Annotated in this window: 14 protein-coding genes; 2 read left to right on the top strand and 12 right to left on the bottom strand. The window is 74.2% G+C overall.

The features are described from left to right. Positions 1-343 precede the first annotated feature (343 nt). From ABLM29_RS05965 to pdxH, 4 genes are all read right to left on the bottom strand, one after another. Positions 344-2,329 carry an ABC transporter ATP-binding protein gene (locus ABLM29_RS05965; protein ID WP_349713051.1) on the bottom strand — a complete coding sequence of 662 codons (1,986 nt, stop codon included), beginning with the start codon at positions 2,327-2,329 and terminating at the stop codon, positions 344-346. After that, on the bottom strand, positions 2,326-4,062 hold the full coding sequence (locus ABLM29_RS05960; protein ID WP_349713050.1) for an ABC transporter ATP-binding protein: 1,737 nt from the start codon (positions 4,060-4,062) through the stop codon (positions 2,326-2,328). Before ABLM29_RS05960 ends, ABLM29_RS05965 begins: the two co-directional genes overlap by 4 nt. After that, a complete protein-coding gene (locus ABLM29_RS05955; protein WP_349713049.1) occupies positions 4,062-4,664 on the bottom strand; it encodes a TetR/AcrR family transcriptional regulator in 603 nt (200 codons plus the stop codon). Before ABLM29_RS05955 ends, ABLM29_RS05960 begins: the two co-directional genes overlap by 1 nt. Positions 4,665-4,729: 65 nt before the next feature. Then, entirely contained in the window at positions 4,730-5,446 is a 717-nt protein-coding gene (gene pdxH, locus ABLM29_RS05950) for a pyridoxamine 5'-phosphate oxidase (RefSeq protein WP_349713048.1), read from the bottom strand. Positions 5,447-5,601: 155 nt separating this feature from the next. On the opposite strand from pdxH, the gene ABLM29_RS05945 reads away from it, so the two are divergent. Next, positions 5,602-6,705, top strand: a complete 1,104-nt coding sequence (locus ABLM29_RS05945) for a citrate synthase 2 (RefSeq protein WP_349713047.1) — start codon at positions 5,602-5,604, stop codon at positions 6,703-6,705. Positions 6,706-6,766: 61 nt separating this feature from the next. Here ABLM29_RS05945 and ABLM29_RS05940 read toward each other — a convergent pair whose 3' ends face one another. Next, on the bottom strand, positions 6,767-7,252 hold the full coding sequence (locus tag ABLM29_RS05940) for a GNAT family N-acetyltransferase (protein ID WP_349713046.1): 486 nt from the start codon (positions 7,250-7,252) through the stop codon (positions 6,767-6,769). A gap of 182 nt (positions 7,253-7,434) precedes the next feature. Here ABLM29_RS05940 and serC point away from each other — a divergent pair, with 182 nt between their 5' ends. After that, complete coding sequence (serC, locus tag ABLM29_RS05935) at positions 7,435-8,556, top strand: phosphoserine transaminase (RefSeq protein WP_349713045.1); 1,122 nt, start codon at positions 7,435-7,437, stop codon at positions 8,554-8,556. A gap of 79 nt (positions 8,557-8,635) precedes the next feature. Here the strand turns inward: serC and ABLM29_RS05930 are convergent, their stop codons facing one another. The 7 genes from ABLM29_RS05930 to ABLM29_RS05900 form a co-directional block, all read right to left on the bottom strand. After that, on the bottom strand, positions 8,636-9,157 hold the full coding sequence (locus ABLM29_RS05930) for an O-acetyl-ADP-ribose deacetylase (RefSeq protein ID WP_349713044.1): 522 nt from the start codon (positions 9,155-9,157) through the stop codon (positions 8,636-8,638). 88 nt (positions 9,158-9,245) lie between these two features. Then, positions 9,246-10,277: a hypothetical protein gene (locus ABLM29_RS05925; RefSeq protein ID WP_349713043.1), complete on the bottom strand. Its 1,032-nt coding sequence runs from the start codon at positions 10,275-10,277 to the stop codon at positions 9,246-9,248. A 7-nt stretch (positions 10,278-10,284) separates the two neighbouring features. Beyond that, complete coding sequence (locus ABLM29_RS05920) at positions 10,285-11,514, bottom strand: class I SAM-dependent methyltransferase (RefSeq protein WP_349713041.1); 1,230 nt, start codon at positions 11,512-11,514, stop codon at positions 10,285-10,287. Positions 11,515-11,661: 147 nt separating this feature from the next. Beyond that, positions 11,662-14,490: an FAD-binding and (Fe-S)-binding domain-containing protein gene (locus tag ABLM29_RS05915; protein WP_349713040.1), complete on the bottom strand. Its 2,829-nt coding sequence runs from the start codon at positions 14,488-14,490 to the stop codon at positions 11,662-11,664. Continuing rightward, positions 14,483-15,013 carry a DUF1648 domain-containing protein gene (locus tag ABLM29_RS05910; protein ID WP_349713038.1) on the bottom strand — a complete coding sequence of 177 codons (531 nt, stop codon included), beginning with the start codon at positions 15,011-15,013 and terminating at the stop codon, positions 14,483-14,485. Before ABLM29_RS05910 ends, ABLM29_RS05915 begins: the two co-directional genes overlap by 8 nt. Continuing rightward, complete coding sequence (locus ABLM29_RS05905) at positions 15,010-16,305, bottom strand: hydroxyacid-oxoacid transhydrogenase (protein WP_349713037.1); 1,296 nt, start codon at positions 16,303-16,305, stop codon at positions 15,010-15,012. Before ABLM29_RS05905 ends, ABLM29_RS05910 begins: the two co-directional genes overlap by 4 nt. Beyond that, positions 16,302-17,186, bottom strand: coding sequence for an NUDIX hydrolase (locus ABLM29_RS05900; RefSeq protein WP_349713036.1), 885 nt, complete (start codon positions 17,184-17,186; stop codon positions 16,302-16,304). Before ABLM29_RS05900 ends, ABLM29_RS05905 begins: the two co-directional genes overlap by 4 nt. Between the last annotated feature and the right edge of the window lie 127 nt (positions 17,187-17,313).

Genomic DNA, 17,313 nt, shown 5'->3' with positions numbered 1-17,313 from the left:
CGCGCCAAGCGCGAGCTGCGGCGCCGGGTCGGTGTCGTGTGCCTCAGACATCGGGCTGAAGGGTTCTCAGGCACACGACCCACGCCATCGCGGGAAAAGGACGACCCGCAGGCGTGGTCCGTGCGGACCGCACCGGGGGACGTCTCCCGGTTCGCCTGCGGGTCGGGTGGCTGCTGGAGATTCGCCAACAGCGCGAGGGGTGGCTCCACCCCTCCTCAGCACTGCTGGGGGCTGCTAGCGAGCAGCCACCTCACGCGTCCGATCAGAATTCATTCCTCGGATCACCTCCTTTCCCGTGTCCCCCCACGGTAGGTCGGAGGCACAAGTGACGACAACGGAATTCTCAGGCCACCGCCGCCGCGAACTGCGCGGCGTGCAGCCTCGAGAACGCCCCGTCGGCGGCCAGCAGCTCCGCGTGGCTCCCCTGCTCCACGATCCGGCCGTCCTCCATCACCAGGATCAGGTCGGCATCGCGGATGGTGGAGAGCCGGTGCGCGATCACGAACGAGGTCCGGTCCCGGCGCAGCGCCGCCATCGCGTGCTGCACCAGCACCTCGGTGCGGGTGTCGACCGAGGAGGTCGCCTCGTCCAGGATGAGCAGCGCCGGCTGGGCCAGGAAGGCCCGCGCGATGGTGATCAGCTGGCGCTCGCCGGCCGACAGGTTGGAGCCCTCGTCGTCGACGACCGTGTCGTAGCCGTCGGGCAGCGAGTGCACGAACCGGTCGACGTACGTCGCCCGCGCGGCCGCGAGCACCTCCTCCTCCGTCGCGTCGGGACGCCCGTAGCGGATGTTGTCGCCGATGGTGCCCTCGAACAGCCAGGTGTCCTGCAGCACCATCCCGATCCGGCCGCGCAGCTCGGCGCGGCTCATCGCGGTGACGTCGACGCCGTCGAGCGTGATCCGGCCCGCGTCGAGCTCGTAGAAGCGCATGATCAGGTTGACCAGGGTGGTCTTGCCGGCACCGGTCGGGCCGACGATGGCGACCGTCTGCCCGGGCCGCGCGACCAGGGAGAGGTCGGTGATCAGGGGCTCGTCGTCGCGGTAGGAGAACGAGACGCCCTCGAACGCCACCTCACCGCGGGTCTCCCCGATCGGCTCGACGGCCTGCCGGTCCGGCACCTGCTCCTCGGCGTCGAGCAGCTCGAAGACGCGCTCGGCCGAGGCCACGCCCGACTGGAGCAGGTTGATCATCGACGCGAGCTGCGTCAGCGGCTGGGTGAACTGGCGGGAGTACTGGATGAACGCCTGGACCTCGCCGATGCTCAGCGCGCCCGAGGTGACCCGCAGACCGCCGACGACGGCGATCAGCACGTAGTTGATGTTCCCGACCAGCATCATCAGCGGCATGATCAGGCCGCTGACGAACTGGGCGCGCCACGACGACTCGTAGAGGCCCTCGTTCTGCTCGGCGAACTCGCGCTCGACCTCCGCGCGGCGGCCGAAGACCGAGACCAGCGCGTGCCCGGAGATGGACTCCTCGACGTGGGCGTTGATCCTGCCGGTCTGGCGCCACTGCTGGATGAACTGCGTCTGCGAGCGCTTCATGATCCGCCCGGTCAGCACGGCCGCGAGCGGGATGGTGACGAGCGCGATCATCGCCAGCAGCGGGCTGATCCAGAACATCATCGCCAGCACGGCGAAGACCGTCATCAGCGAGGTGAGCAGCTGGCTCATCGTCTGCTGGAGCGTCTGGGCGACGTTGTCGATGTCGTTGGTGACGCGGCTGAGCAGCTCGCCGCGCGGCTGCCGGTCGAAGTAGGACAGCGGCAGGCTGTTCACCTTGTCCTCGACGTCCGAGCGCATCCGGCGCACGCTGCGCTGCACGATGCTGTTGACCAGCAGGCCCTGGAGCCAGGCCAGCAGCGACCCGGCGACGTAGACCGCCAGCACGATCAGCAGCGCGTGGCCGACCGCGGAGAAGTCGATGCCGGTCGCGGCGCCGAGGTCGAGCCCGCCGAGCATGTCGGCGAGGCCGTCGTTGCCCGATGCCCGGGCGCCCTCGATCGCCTGCTCCTGGGTGACCCCCCGGTCGGCCAGCTGACCGGCGACGAACCCGTTGAAGACCAGGTCGGTGGCGTGGCCGAGCAGCCGCGGGCCGAGCGCCATCAGCGTCACCGACCCGACCGCGAACAGCAGCACCGCGGCCAGCATCGGCCGCTCGGGCGCCATCCCGCGCAGCAGCCGCTTCGTCGAGGCCCTGAAGTCGTTCGCCTTCTGGCCGACCATGCCGCCGCCCATCGGGCCGCGCCCGGGGCCGTGGCCGGGGCCGGCGACGACGCGCTCGGTCTCCTTCATCGTGCCGGCCGGCTTCGCCGTCTCGGAGCTCATGCCACGGCCTCCTCGTCCACGCCCTGGCTGGCGGCGATCTCGCGGTACGTCGGGTTGCCGGCCATCAGCTCGGCGTGGGTGCCGCGGCCGACGACGGCGCCGTCCTCGAGGACGAGGATCTGGTCGGCGTCGCGGATCGTGGCGATCCGCTGCGCCACGATCACCACGGTCGACTCCCGCGTCTCCGGCGCCAGCGCCGCCCGCAGCCGGGCGTCGGTGGCGAGGTCGAGCGCGGAGAAGGCGTCGTCGAAGAGGTAGATCTCGGGCCGGCGTACGAGCGCACGGGCGATGGCGAGGCGCTGGCGCTGGCCGCCCGAGACGTTGGTGCCGCCCTGCGCGATGGGGGCCTCCAGGCCGCCGGGCATCTCGTTGACGAAGCCGTCGGCCTGCGCGATCCGCAACGCCGCCCACAGCTCCTGGTCGGTCGCGTCGGGCTTGCCGTGGCGCAGGTTGGAGGCGACGGTGCCGGAGAAGAGGAAGGCCCGCTGCGGCACCAGGCCGAGCCGGGACCAGAGCACCTCGGGGTCGATCTCGCGGACGTCGACGCCGTCCACCGCCACCCGGCCGCCGGTCACGTCGAGCAGCCGCGGCACGAGGTTGACCAGCGTGGTCTTGCCGGCGCCGGTCGAGCCGATCACGGCGACCGTCTGGCCGGGGCGCGCGGCGAAGGTGACGTCGCGCAGCACCGGCTGCTCGGCGCCGGGGTAGGTGAGCCCGACGCCCTCGAAGTCCAGGTGGCCGACGCGCTCGAGCGTGGTCACGGGGGCCACGGGCGCGGCAACGCTGGAGTCGGTGTCGAGGACCTCGGCGATGCGGTCGGCGCACACCGCCGACCTCGGGATCATCATCAGCAAAAAAGTGCCCATCATGACGGACATGAGGATCTGCATCAGGTAGGAGAGGAACGCGGTCAGCGCGCCGACCTCCATCTGGCCGGCGTCGATCCGCTGGGCGCCGAACCAGATCACGCCGATGCTGGCCACGTTGGCGACCAGCATCACGAGCGGGAACATCGTCGCCATCCAGCGGCCGGCGCGCAACGAGACCTCTGTGAGGCCGTCGTTCGCCTCGGCGAAGCGGCGCGACTCCAGGGGCTCGCGGACGAACGCGCGGACCACGCGGATGCCGGTGATCTGCTCGCGCAGGATCCGGTTCACCCCGTCCAGGCGCTCCTGGACCAGCCGGAAGCTGGGCACCATCTGGGTGACCACGAGCCCGATCGCGACGAAGAGGACGGGCACGACCGCGACCACCAGCCAGGAGAGGCCGAAGTCCTCGCGCATCGCCATGATGATGCCGCCGACCATCATGATCGGGATGGTCACCGCCATGGTGCAGGTCATCAGGGTGACCATCTGGACCTGCTGCACGTCGTTGGTGGCGCGGGTGATCAGCGACGGGGCGCCGTACGACATCACCTCGCGCCCGGAGAACCCGCCGACCCGGGCGAAGACCGAGGCGCGCAGGTCGCGGCCGAAGGCCATCGCGGTGCGCGCGGCGAACCAGGCGGCGGTGATCGAGCAGGCCGCCTGGACCAGCGAGACGAGCAGCATGATCCCGCCGTGGCGGATCACGTAGCCCGTGTCGCCGACGACGACGCCGTTGTCGATGATGTCGGCGTTGATGCTGGGCAGGAAGAGCATCGCGACGGTGGCGGTGAACTGGAGCACCACGATGGCGGCCAGCCACCTGCGGTAGGGGCGCAGGTGGGTGCGCATCAGGCGTAGCAGCATCAGTGATCCTTCTCGGTTCGTGCGTCGGTGCACAGGACGCCGTCCAGGACGGTGTCGACGATCTGTTCGGGGCTCAGCAGCCGGCCGTCGGCGATCTCGGCGTGGGAGCCCGCGAAGGTGAGCATGCGGAGCACGTGGAGCACGTCGGCGGGCGGGCGCCGCAGGTGGTCGGCGTCGGGCTCGATGAGGGCGAGCAGCCGCTCGGAGACCTCGGCCTGCCCCTGCACCAGCGTCGGGTCGTCGTGCAGGTGACGCGGCGGGGCGACGGCGCCGAGCGCGCGCATCAGGTGGAAGATCGCGAGGTAGCGCTGCTGGAGGACGGCGACCATCCGGTGCAGCCGCTCGCGGAGCGGCAGGGTGGGGTCGATCTCGTCGAGCCGGCGCAGCAGCTCGGTCGGCTCGAAGCAGGCCACGATCGCCGCGTCGACCAGCTCGTCCTTGGAGTCGAAGACGCGGAAGATGGTGCCCTCCGCGACCCCGGCCGCCTCGGCGATCTGGCGCGTGGTCACCTGGCGGCCGTGCTCGTGGAGCAGCGGGCGCGTGGCCCGGACCAACGCCTCACGGCGCTGCTCGGGGGACATCGGGGAGGCACGGCGGGACACCCGGCCAACTCTAAATGAGTGAGCACTCACTCACAAATGGATAACCGGGCCGACCGGTCACGTCCTCAGGGGGCGAGGCGCTCCCGCAGCCACGTCGCCCCCGCGGCGCCGACCGCCGCGTCGGTACGCCGGAAGCGCAGCCGGTCGTGCATCCGCCCCGGCCGCCCCTGCCAGAACTCGAACGCGGTCGGCCGCACCAGGTAGCCGCCCCACGTCGGCGGCACCGGCAGCTGCTCCTCGCCGGCGAACCGCTCCTGAGCCGCCGCGTACGAGACGTCCAGCGCGCCGCGGTCGGCGACCACCTGCGACTGCGCCGAGGCCCAGGCGCCGACCTGCGCGGCGCGCGGCCGCGTCGCGAAGTAGGCGGCGACCTCCTCGGCGGGCAGCGGCTCGGCGACCCCCTCGACCCGCACCTGCCGCTCGACGTCGTACCAGCCGAAGAGGAGGGCGCAGCGGGGGTTGTCGGCGAGCTCGGTGCCCTTGCGGGAGGCGGCGTTGGTGAAGAAGACGAAGCCGTCCCCGCCGAACCTCTTGAGCAGCACCGTCCGCGCGGACGGCTGGCCGTCGGCGGCGACGGTGGCCACCACCATCGCGTTGGGCTCGTGCACGCCGGCGGCGACCATGTCGTCGAACCAGCGTCGGAAGAGGTCGACCGGGTCGGCGCCGGCCTCGTCCTCGTGCAGGCCGGCGGCGCCGTACTCCCTGCGGAGCGCGGCCAGGTCGACACCCTGGTCCGCGCCCGGCTCCACCTCCGGCGGGATCGGCTGCATGTCGTTCGTCACCTCGTGGTCACCGCCATGTGCCGAACCTAGTGGGTGCGGCAGAATGCCGGTGGCTTCCGCTCCCGACCGGGCTCCCCGGGGGCCACCCGAGTACGGCCCTGGCCGCGGCGACCTGTCCCGCAGGCCGGGTCGACCACGAGACGAAGGAGTCACCGATGACCGAGGTACACCACGGTCTGGAAGGCGTCGTCGCCTTCGAGACCCAGATCGCCGAGCCGGACAAGGAAGGCTCCGCGCTGCGCTACCGCGGTGTCGACATCGAGGACCTGGCCGGCCGGGTCCCGTTCGAGAACGTCTGGGGCCTACTCATCGACGGCGCGTTCACCCCGGGGCTGCCGCCGGCCGAGGCCTACAACCTCCCCGTGCACACCGGCGACGTCCGGGTCGACGTCCAGGCCGCGATCGCGATGCTGGCCCCCGCCTTCGGGTTCGGCCAGACCTACGACATCTCCGACGAGCAGGCCCGCGAGGACCTCGCCCGCGTCGCCGTCATGGTGCTCTCGTACGCCGGCCAGTCGGCGCGCGACATCCACCTCCCCGTCGTCCCCCAGAAGGTCGTCGACGAGGGCAGCACGCTGGCCGAGAAGTTCCTGATCCGCTGGCGCGGCGAGGCCGACCCCAAGCACGCGCACGCGATCGACGCGTACTGGTCCTCGGCGGCCGAGCACGGCATGAACGCCTCCACCTTCACCGCCCGCGTGATCACCTCGACCGGCGCCGACGTGGCGGCCGCGTTCTCCGGCGCCATCGGCGCGATGAGCGGCCCGCTGCACGGCGGCGCCCCGTCGCGGGTGCTGGGCATGATCGAGGAGGTCGAGAAGTCCGGCGACGCCCGCGCCTACGTGAAGAACCTGCTCGACTCCGGCGAGCGGCTGATGGGCTTCGGCCACCGCGTCTACCGCGCCGAGGACCCCCGCGCCCGCGTGCTGCGCCGCACCGCCCGCGAGCTCGGCGCCGAGCGCTACCAGGTCGCCGAGGCGCTGGAGCAGGCCGCGCTGGCCGAGCTCCGCGAGCGCCGCCCCGACCGCGTCCTGGAGACCAACGTCGAGTTCTGGGCCGCGATCGTCCTGGACTTCGCCCAGGTGCCCGCGCACATGTTCACCTCGATGTTCACCTGCGCCCGGACCGGCGGCTGGTCCGCGCACATCCTGGAGCAGAAGAGGACCGGTCGCCTGATCCGGCCGTCCGCGGTCTACACCGGCCCGTCGACGCGGCCGGCCAGCGAGATCGAGGGCTGGGACGCCGCCTGGGGCGCCTGAGACCCACCCCGCTCACGCGACCGCGAGTCGGCAGAAAGTTTCTGCCGGCTCGCGGTGCTTTTCACAGGCGCTTGGCGAAGCAGCGCGAGAGCGGGCTGTCGCGGTAGTGGCCGAACCCCGGCACCGGCAGGTAGCCGGCGGACTCGTAGAGGCCGATCGCCTCGGGCTGCTTGAGCCCGGTCTCCAGGACGAGCAGGTCGAAGCCGGCCACCGCGGCGGTGCGCTCCAGCTCGGCCAGCACCACCCGCGCCAGGCCGCTCCCGCGGCGCTCGGGGACGACGTACATCCGCTTGATCTCGGCCGCCCGGGTGCCGCCGAGCGCCGTCACCCGGCTGCTGCGCCACGCGCCGGTCGCGACCGCGGTGCCGTCGAGGTAGCCGACGAGGAACAGCCCGCCGGCGCCCCGGAACTCCGCCAGGTCGACCGGGCTGTCGTCGGGCGAGCCGTAGCGGACGACGTACTCCTGCTGGACGCGTGCCACCAGCGCGATCGCGTCGGGGTGGTCGTAGCCGACGGGTCGCAGGTCGAGGGTGGGCAGGTCGGACATCGGTCCTCCGTGGATCGCGCCGGCGGCGCCGGCGCCGACAGCATAGGTGCCTGGCCGCGCGGCGCCCCGTCCACCCATCGGGGCCTGTTTTCACCGCCGTGACCTGCCTGTCACACTTGTCCCATCTCTGACAGCGCCGTCAGCACCTGTGCCGCCCGCTCTCCCGATGAGAAGGTTGAACCGTGACCGACGCACTGCAGATCCCCGCCGACCTCAAGCCCGCCGACGGCCGCTTCGGCGCGGGCCCGTCGAAGATCCAGACCAGCCACCTGGACGCCCTGGCCGCCACCGGCGCCGACCTGATGGGCACCTCCCACCGCCAGGCCCCGGTGAAGAACACCGTCGGCCGCGTGCGCGAGGGCCTGGCCGACCTGTTCGAGCTGCCCGAGGGCTACGAGGTGGTGCTCGGCAACGGCGGCGCCACCGCCTTCTGGGACATCGCCACCTTCGGCCTGATCGAGAAGAAGTCCCAGCACCTCTCCTTCGGCGAGTTCTCCTCGAAGTTCGCCAAGGCCGCCGAGCAGGCGCCGTGGCTCGAGGCGCCGTCGGTGATCAAGTCCGACCCGGGCGCGCGCCCCGACGCGGTCGCCGAGGCGGGCGTCGACGCCTACGCCTGGGCCCACAACGAGACCTCGACCGCCGTGATGGCGCCCGTGGTCCGCCCGGCGGGCACCGACGAGGGCTCACTGGTGCTCGTCGACGCCACCTCCGGCGCCGGCGGCCTGCCGGTCGACCTGACCCAGGTCGACGCCTACTACTTCGCCCCGCAGAAGTGCTTCGCCTCCGACGGCGGCCTCTGGATCGCGCTGATGTCGCCGGCCGCCCTCGACCGTGCCGCGCGGATCGCCGCCACCGACCGTCACATCCCGGCGTTCTTCGACCTGCCGACCGCCATCGACAACTCCGCGAAGAACCAGACCTACAACACCCCGTCGGTCGCCACGCTCTTCCTGATGGCCGAGCAGCTGGACTGGATGAACAGCCAGGGCGGCCTCAAGGGCATGGTGGAGCGCACCACCGCGTCCTCCGACGCCCTGTACGGCTGGGCCGAGCGGACGTCGTACACGACGCCGTACGTCGCGAACCCGGCCGACCGGTCCCTGGTGATCGGCACCATCGACTTCGACGACGCCATCGACGCCGCCGCGGTCGCGAAGGTGCTGCGCGCCAACGGGATCGTGGACACCGAGCCCTACCGCAAGCTCGGCCGCAACCAGCTGCGGATCGCGATGTACCCCGCGATCGACCCGAGCGACGTCGAGGCGCTGACGCGGTGCATCGACTACGTCGTCGAGAACATCTGACCCATCAGGCGCATGAATCACCGGTTGACCGGTGATTCATGCGCTTGACAGGCATTGCAACGCCTGTCAAGCGTCGGGATCACCGGTCGACCGGTGATTCCTGCAGCCGCCGCAGCCGCGCCGCGACCAGCTCGTACGTCGGCCGCCCGAACGCGACGATGCGGGCCACCTCCACCTCGGTGGGGGTGTCCCGGATCGTCTCCACGGCGGCGTCGATGGCGTCGTCCATCGGCCACCCGAAGATGCCCGCGCTGATCAGCGGGAAGGCGATGGTGCGCGCCCCGACCTCGTCCGCGACCTCCAGCGCGCGGCGGTAGCAGGACGTCAGCAGGCCCCGGTCGGTCTCGCCGACGTTGTAGTTCGGGCCGACGACGTGGATGACCCACTGCGCGTGCAGCCGTCCGCCCGTCGTCCAGCCGGCCTCGCCGGTGGGCAGCCCGTCGGGGAACCTCTCCACGCAGTCGGCCAGGATGTCCGGACCGCCGGCGGAGTGGATGGCGCCGTCGACGCCCCCACCCCCGCGCATCCCACGATTCGCGGCGTTGACCACCGCGTCCACACGCTGCCGGGTGATGTCACCCACGACGGCCTCGATCCGCATGTACCGAGTGTGCCCCGCCCGCGCGGAACACGCGGCGCGACGGAGAGAAACGCGCGGGTCGGTGGCGAGAATTCCGCGGGTCGACTAGTCACCGGGGTCGCAGGGAGCGCAGCAGGACCACCAGCCCCACGAGGAAGAAGACGCCCCCGATCACCCACGGGCTGAGCACGATCCCGGCCCACGGGTCGGTGTCGGGGTTGTCGCCGGCGAGGTTGCCCCGCCCCTCGGCCCCCTCGGCCCCCTCGGCCCCCTCGGCCCCCTCGGCGCCGTCGTCGCCCGTGGCGACCTCCTCCGACGGGCCCGCGAGCGCCTCGCGCACCGAGCGTGGCAGCGCGATCCGGAGCACCTCGCTGCCCTCGCCCTCGGACGACACGTAGACCCGGTCCCGCATGTCCACGGCGAGCCCCTCCCCCTGCTGCTGGTCCGGCAGGGGGAACGCCGCGACCCGCTCCAGCGCGGGCCAGGTGTAGACGGCGGCCTGCCCGTAGTTGCGCAGCACCAGGTGGCGTCCGTCGGGGAAGAACGAGCCGTCGGTGGCGATCCCCATCGCCGTGCCGATCGGCTCCAGCTCGTTGGGCGCCTCGGGGTCGAGCACCCGCGGCGCCCGGTAGACCCGGCCGATGAACTCCTTGGCGACCACCAGCAGCCGACCGGTGGCCGGGTCCACCAGCAGCGTCTCGGCGTCGTGCGCGCCGTCCGGGTAGACCAGCGTGTACGTCGCGCCCGCCACGTGCGTCTCGCCCCGCCCGAACGGGACGCGGGTGACGCTGATCGAGCCCCGCACCCGGAGGTTGTCGCCGATGTCGCCGACCCACACCTCGCCGTCCCCGGCCGGCGCGAGCGCCTCGACGTCGGTCGGCGCGCCGTCCCAGGTGGTCACCCCGACGGTGTCGCCGGTGGCGGGGTCGACGGTGAAGATCCGCGCGCTGTCGCCGGAGTCGTTGACGGTGACGACGAGCCCGTCGCGGGCCACCAGGCCGCTGGACTCGACGATCTCGGGGTCGGTGAAGGCGAAGACCGGGGTGCCGTCGCCCGGCTCCGCGGCCGCGCTGGGCGCCGCGAGGCCGACGGCGAAGAGGCCGGCCGCGATCGCCGCCAGCGCCCGCTCCAGGCGGATCACCGGCGGGTCACCGGTCGGCGTCCGGCGCGCCCAGCAGCGCGCCCAGCCGCGGGTGCAGGCCCCAGGTGGCGGTCAGGTCGTCGTACTCGCCCCGGGCGTCCTCGCCCACGACGCCGGTGCGGGTGGCGCGCAGCAGCGTGTTGCGCGGCGTGTGCCGGGACTCGACGAACTGGACGACCTCGACCCGGTAGCCGGCGTCGCGCAGCAGCAGCCCGCGCAGGGCGTCGGTGAGGGTGTCGGCGAACCGCTCGCGCAGGATGCCGTCGCGCAGCAGGGAGGCGTACGGCGCCGGCGGGGTGGTCCGCCGCAACTGGGCGGCGATGTCGTGGTGGCAGCAGGGCGCGGCGAGCACCAGCGGCGCCCGCCACTCCACGGCGCGGGCCAGCGCCTCGTCGGTGGCGGTGTCGCAGGCGTGCAGCGCCAGCACCACGTCCGGAGGCTCGGGCAGCGAGGCGTCGGCGATCGTGCCGACCACGAAGTCGGCCTCGATGCCCAGGTCGGCGGCGACGGCGGCGTTGTGGGCGCGGGACTGCTCCTTCACGTCCACGCCGGTCATCCGCACCGGCAGCCCCTTGCGGTCCGAGAGGTAGCGGTGCGCGGCGAAGGTGAGGTAGCCGTTGCCGCAGCCCAGGTCGACGATCCGCAGCGGGTCCTCCGGCGTCGGCGTGCGCAGGTGGCCGGCGCCCATCGCGTCGCTGATCGCGACGTCGAGCAGGCCGACGAACTCCTCGATCTGGCGGTACTTGGCCTGCCGGCTCGGCCGGATCCGGCCGTCCTTGCCGGCCAGCCCGAGGGCCGCGAACAGGGCGTCGTCCTCGGGCAGCAGCCGCTGCTTGGCGCGGTCGTGGCTGCGGCTCGCCGGGGCGGCGGCCGCGCCCTCGCCCGCGCCGACGTGCACGAAGGCCTGGCCCTTCTTGGTGATCCGCAGCTGCACGACCGCGGCCGCGGTGGTCACGTGCCAGTTGCCGTACGGCGCCGCCAGCAGCGCGTCCACCGCCGCGGCCGCGGGCTCGCCGGCCGCGTGGTTGGCCGTGTGGGCCTGGGTGGCGTCGTAGGAGACGGTCTGCAGGTGGGTGCCGGCCTTGAGGTCGACCCAGCGCGCCTCGACCCGGCGCCACGGCGGCGCGTCCTCGCCGCGCCGGCGGCCCGAGGCCACGGCCCGGACCAGGCCGGGGTCGAGCAGGTGCTCGCGGACCACGGCCAGGCCGTCGTCCAGCGGGAGGGTGCGGCTGCTCATCGGCTGGTCGCCCGGGTCACTTCACCAACGCGGCGACGACCACGATGATCAGGAGCGCCGCCAGGGCGACCGGGATGACGAGTCGACGGTGCCGCGGATTCACTCCCCGATCGTAACCGCGGGCGCCGCGCGGCCGCTTCCGCGGCGTCATTCGCGGGCGCCCTCCAGGAGCTCGGCCAGGTGCAGCGCCCGCACGCCGGCCAGGTCGTCGAGCTGCAGCGCGCACGACATGCCGTCGGCCAGCACCACCGTCGCCGGGTCCTCCGCGCGGGCGGCCCGCACCGCCGGCAGCAGGTGGGTCTCCGCGACCGCGACCGAGGTCTCGTAGTGGCCCCGCTCGACGCCGAAGTTGCCCGCCAGGCCGCAGCAGCCGGGCACCGCGGCCACGGTCGCCCCGGCCCGGCGCAGCAGCGCGGCGTCCGCCTCCCAGCCGAGCACGGCGTGCTGGTGGCAGTGCGGCTGGGCGAGCACGCGGACCCCCGCCAGGTCGGGCAGCGGCAGGTCGAGCCGGGTGACCAGCTCGGCCAGCGTCAGCACGCCGGCGGCGACCCGCTCGGCGGCCGGCAGGTCCGCGTCCCCGACCACCTCGGCGGCGTCCGAGCGCAGCGCGGCCAGGCAGGAGGGCTCCAGCCCGACCACCGGCACGCCGGAGTCCACGTAGCCGGCCAGCACCCCGACCGCGCCGGAGACGATCCGCCGCGCCTGGTCGAGCTGGCCCGTGGTGATCCAGGTGAGGCCGCAGCAGGCCCGCTCCTCGATCACGCCGACCCGCAGCCCGCACGACTCCAGGTAGGCCACGGCCGATCGGCCCGGGCCGGCCCGGAAGTGGTCGGTGAAGGAGTCGGCCCACACCCACACGTCCGGCCGCCCCGGGGACGCGGCGCCCGGACGGTCCCGCGCCCAGTGGCGCAGCGTGGTCGCCGCGAACGCCGGGACGGTACGACGCCGGTCCACCCCCGCCGCCGCCTTGGCCAGCGCGGCGGTCGGCGCCCAGCGCAGCGTCGCGTTCGCGAGCCGCGCCGAGCCGGTGGCGGCCGCCAGCGCCGCCCACCGCGGCAGCCGGCCCAGCGCGTAGTGGCTGCGTGGCCGCAACCGGCGCCGGTAGGTCCGGTGCAGCGCCTCGGACTTGTAGGTCGCCAGGTCCACCCCGGTCGGGCAGTCCGAGGCGCAGCCCTTGCAGGAGAGGCACAGGTCGAGCGCGTCGTGCAGCGCCGGGTCGGCCAGTCCGCCCGGCAGCCCCCCGGTGAGCGCCTCCTGCAGCACGCGGGCGCGGCCGCGCGTGGAGTCCTTCTCCTCCCCCGTCGCCAGGAACGACGGGCACATCACCCCGCCGCTGCCGGCCGGGGCGACGCACTTCCCGACGCCCGTGCAGCGGTGCGCCGCGGCGGACAGCGAGCCGCCGTCGTCGGCCAGGCGCAACGTCGCCCGCGGGCCGGCACCGGCCGCCGCCGCCCGGACGGGCCGGAGGTCGCCGTCGAGCGGCGCCGGGTCGACGAGGACGCCCGGGTTGAGCAGGCCGCTCGGGTCGCACGCGGCCTTGACCTGGCCGAACAGGCGCAGCGAGCCCGCGTCGTACATGATCGGGAGGAGCTCGGAGCGGGCCCGGCCGTCACCGTGCTCCCCGGAGAGCGAGCCGCCGTAGTCGGCCAGCCGCCGCGCGCACGCCTCCAGGAACTCGCGGAACCTCAGCGCCCCGTCGGCGAAGTCGAAGTCGATCCGGGCGTGCACGCAGCCGTCGCCGAAGTGGCCGTAGGGCACCGTCTCCAGCCCGTGCGCGGACAGCAGCTCCTCGAAGTCGCGCAGCCACGCGCCGAGGGCGGCCGGCGGCACCGCGGCGTCCTCCCAGCCGGCGTGCGCCGGGCGGGAGAGGCTGCGGGCGGCGAGGCCGGCGCCGTCCTCGCGGATCCGCCACAGCGCGGCCGCCTCGCCCGCGTCGATCACCTCGCGGTGGCCGAGGGCACCGGCGGCGGCCACCAGGGCCGGTCCCAGCCGGTCGAGCCCGTCGGGACCCGCCCCCGCGGCGTACTCGACCAGCAGCCAGCCGCTCCCCCGCGGCAGCTCCGGCACGGCGCGCCGGGCGCGGACCAGGTCGGCCAGCCGAGCGTCGAGCCCCTCGCACGCGACCAGCGCGCCGCCGCCCGCCGCGAGCAGCGCCGGTACGGCGTCGGCGGCCTCGGCCATCGACGGGTAGCCGAGCACGAGCAGCCGCCGCGGCGCCTCCGGCACCAGCGCCACGGTCGCCTCGCGGACCAGCCCGAGGGTGCCCTCGGTGCCCGCCAGGAACCGGGCGACGCCGCCGGCCGCCGCCTCGGGCAGCAGGTGCTCCAGCGAGTAGCCGCTGACCTGCCGGCCGAACCGGCCGAAGGTCGTACGGACGTGCGCCAGGTCCGCGGCGACGATGCCGCGCAGCCGCTCCTCGACCTCGCCCGGCCCCGCCGCCCGGTCGCCCCAGAGCACGTCGACCTCGCGCAGCGTGTCCGCGGTGCGGCCGTAGCCGAGCGCGCGGGAGCCGCAGGCGTTGTTGCCGATCATCCCGCCGATCGTGCAGCGCGGGTGGGTCGACGGGTCGGGCCCGTAGCGCAACCCGTGCGGCGCCGCCGCGGCCTGCAGCGCCGCGTGCACGACGCCGGGCTCGACGCGGGCGGTGCGCGCCTCGGGGTCGATCGCGAGCACGCGGTCCAGGCGCCGGGTGTCGACCACCAGGCCGGGGCCGATCGCGTTGCCGGCGATGGAGGTGCCGGCGCCGCGCATCGTCAGCGGCGTCGCCGTCAGCGCGGCGACCTCCAGCACCGCCTCGAGGTCGTCGCGGTGGGCCGGGCGGGCCACCGCCCGGGGCAGCACCCGGTAGAGCGAGGCGTCGGAGGAGTAGAGGGCCCGGGTCAGCGGCGAGGCGTCCGCGTCGACCCCGCGGCGGCGCAGCTCGGCGACGACGTCCTCCGCCGCCGCGCCGCCCCCCTGCGGCGCGGGCTCACTCATCCGGCCGGTACCTGACCAGGTAGCCGTAGGCCGTGTAGCCCGCGATCAGGAGCAGGTAGACGCCGAGGGCCGCGAAGAACCAGGTGTCGAGGTGCGGGTCCTCGAGGTCGGCGGTGCGCACCATGGCGAACAGCAGCACGGCGAGGAGGGTCAGCGTCATCGCCCCGATCCACAGCGCGTCGACGCGGACGAGGGCCCGCAGGCGCTCGACCCGCTCCTCCGTCGCGGTCCACCACGCCTTGTGGGGCGCGTTCACCCAGGTGATCGGGATCCGGGTGAAGGCGAGGACCGCGATCAGCGCCGCGACCCCGACGCCGACCACCCCGGTGATCGCCAGCAGCGTGGCGCGGTCGCCCCAGCGGTCGACGTCACCCCTCAGGTCGTAGTGGAGCGGCACCCGCTCGGGCAGCTCGGTGGTCGCGACGAGCCACGCCACGGCGTAGAGCCCGCAGGCGGTGGCGAAGGCCCACAGCGCCGGGCCACCGGTGCGGGGAGATCGGGCCGCGGCAGCCAGCACGCTCACCACAGCTCCATCGAGTCACCGACGACGGCCGCCAGGTCGTCCGCGGTGACGTCGCGCGGCGCCGTGGCCAGCAGGCGCTGCTGCTGCAGCGCGCCGGCGACGAGGTCGTCGACGTCGCGGCCGTCGTACCCGACCGCGGCCAGGCCGTTGGGGCTCCCGATGTCGCGCATCAGCGCGGCGATGGCGGCCGGCAGCACGTCGGCGCCGTCCCCGGCGGCGGCCGGGTCGAGCAGCCGCGCCGCCCTCAGGTGGCGGTCGGGGGCGGCGGGGAACGTGAACCGGAACGCCGCCGGCGCGGTCAGCGACACCGCCATCCCGTGCGGCACCATCGGCTCGGCGTCGGGGTAGTCGGCGGGCCGGAAGTCGCGGACCCGGCCGGCGACGGGGTAGGCGCAGGCGTGCGGGATGTGCACGCCCGCGTTGCCGAAGCCGAGGCCGGCGAAGGTGGCCGCCAGCGCCATGTCGTCGGCGGCGGCCTGCGCGCCGTCCCCGGGGTCCTCGCCCCGGGCGGCGCGCACGGCGGGCCGGAACGCGGTGGCGAGCAGCCCCAGGGCACGCTCCGACCAGAGGTCCGAGATCGGGTTCGCGCCGCAGTACGGCACCCGCTGCTCGGGCGCCTTGGCGTCGTAGGAGCCGAACCAGCGCGCCGTGTAGCTCTCCAGCGCGTGGCAGAGGATGTCCATCCCGGAGGCGGCGAGCACGCCGGCGGGCTGGGTGGCCGACAGCGCGGGGTCGACGACGGCGAGCCGCGGCCGCAGCGCCGGGTGGCTGATCCCGGTCTTCACCTTGAGCGCCAGCACGTCCATCACGCAGATGGTCGTCGACTCGCTGCCGGTGCCGGTCGTGGTCGGCACGGCGGCCAGCGGCAGCACCGGACGCTCCGGCGCGCGGGCCTTGCCGACGGGCGCGTTGACGTAGTCCATCAGCTCGCCGGGGTTGGTGGTCAGCAGCGCGACGGCCTTCGCGGTGTCGATGGAGGAGCCGCCCCCGACGGCGACGACCGCGTCGAACGTGCCGGCGCCGCGGGCGAAGTCGACCGCCTCGATCAGGGAGGCGTCGGTGGGCTCGACGTGCGCCGCGTCGTACGTCACCACCTCGATCCCGTACGTCGCCAGCGACTCGGCGACGCCGGCCGCGTGCCCCGCGGCGGCGACGCCGGGGTCGGTCACCAGGAGGGCGCGCCGCGCGCCCCAGCCGCGCACGTCGTACCCGATCTCGCGGGACGCGCCGCGGCCGAACTTCAACGCCGGAGCGGCGTAGGTGAAGACCTGCTCCGGCTGGTCGGGAGTCACCCGGTCACCGTAGCGCCGGCGGCAGCCAGCGCCGCCCGAACGAGGCCGTAGACGCGGACCGCGCCGGACTCGATGTCGGCGATCGGCACCCACCCCGCGGCGTCCGTCGTCCCGCCCACCTCGACCACGCGCGGCTCGCCGGGGTCCACGCTGGCCCGGTAGATGATCCCGATCGCGTGGAAGTCCTCCTCGCGGCCGTCGGGGGCGGTGCCGGCGAAGTGGTGGTCGACGACGGTCAGCAGGCCCTCGGTCCGGCCGGTCAGCCCGCACTCCTCCCACAGCTCCCGGACCACGGTCTGCTCCGGGTTCTCGCCGTGGTCGATGCCGCCGCCGGGGAGGTGCCAGGTGCCGGGGTCCGGGGCGAGCGCCGAGGTCCGGGTGAGCAGGATCTGGTCGCCGCGGATCACGCAGCCGTAGGCGGCGGCGCGCTGCCGCCGGCGGATCTGGTAGACCTCGAGGGCGTCGCCGACCAGGGAGACGGTCGGCACGGCCCCGGTGAGCACGTCGGCGATCGGCTTCCACGCGGCCTCGGCGGTGGAGCCGTCGACCTCGACGACGTGGGGCGCCGGGGCGTCCGCGGGCACCCAGCCCTCGTAGACGATCCGGACGGCGTGGTTGTCGACCCGGCGGCCGCGGCGCCACGCGTCGCGGAGGTGGTGGGAGAAGACGCGGGTGGTGTCGCCGACCTCGGCCCGCAGCCCGGTCTCCTCGTAAACCTCGCGGACCACGGCGTCGCGCGGGTTCTCACCGTGCTCGACGCCGCCACCCGGCAGGGTCCACATCTCGTCCTTGGTGACCCGGGGCGCGAGCCGCGACAGCAGGATCTCGTCGCCGCGCACGATCACCGCGTACGCCGCCAGACGCTGCACCCGCTGCGGCACCGCCACCTCCTGACCTGCCTGGATCGGCCCACCCGGGGCCGACCCGCCTGTAACGCCCTGTCAGCCCCACCCTACGGACCCCCACATCCGCGACTCGGCGTTTGTGCACGCCGAGTCGGGGTTGGTG

It is taken from the genome of Nocardioides sp. YIM 152588, from assembly GCF_040191335.1.
Lineage (GTDB): Bacteria > Actinomycetota > Actinomycetes > Propionibacteriales > Nocardioidaceae > Nocardioides.
The sequence above is the reverse complement of the archived record's forward strand: the minus strand, read 5'-3'. Positions and strand labels throughout refer to the sequence as shown.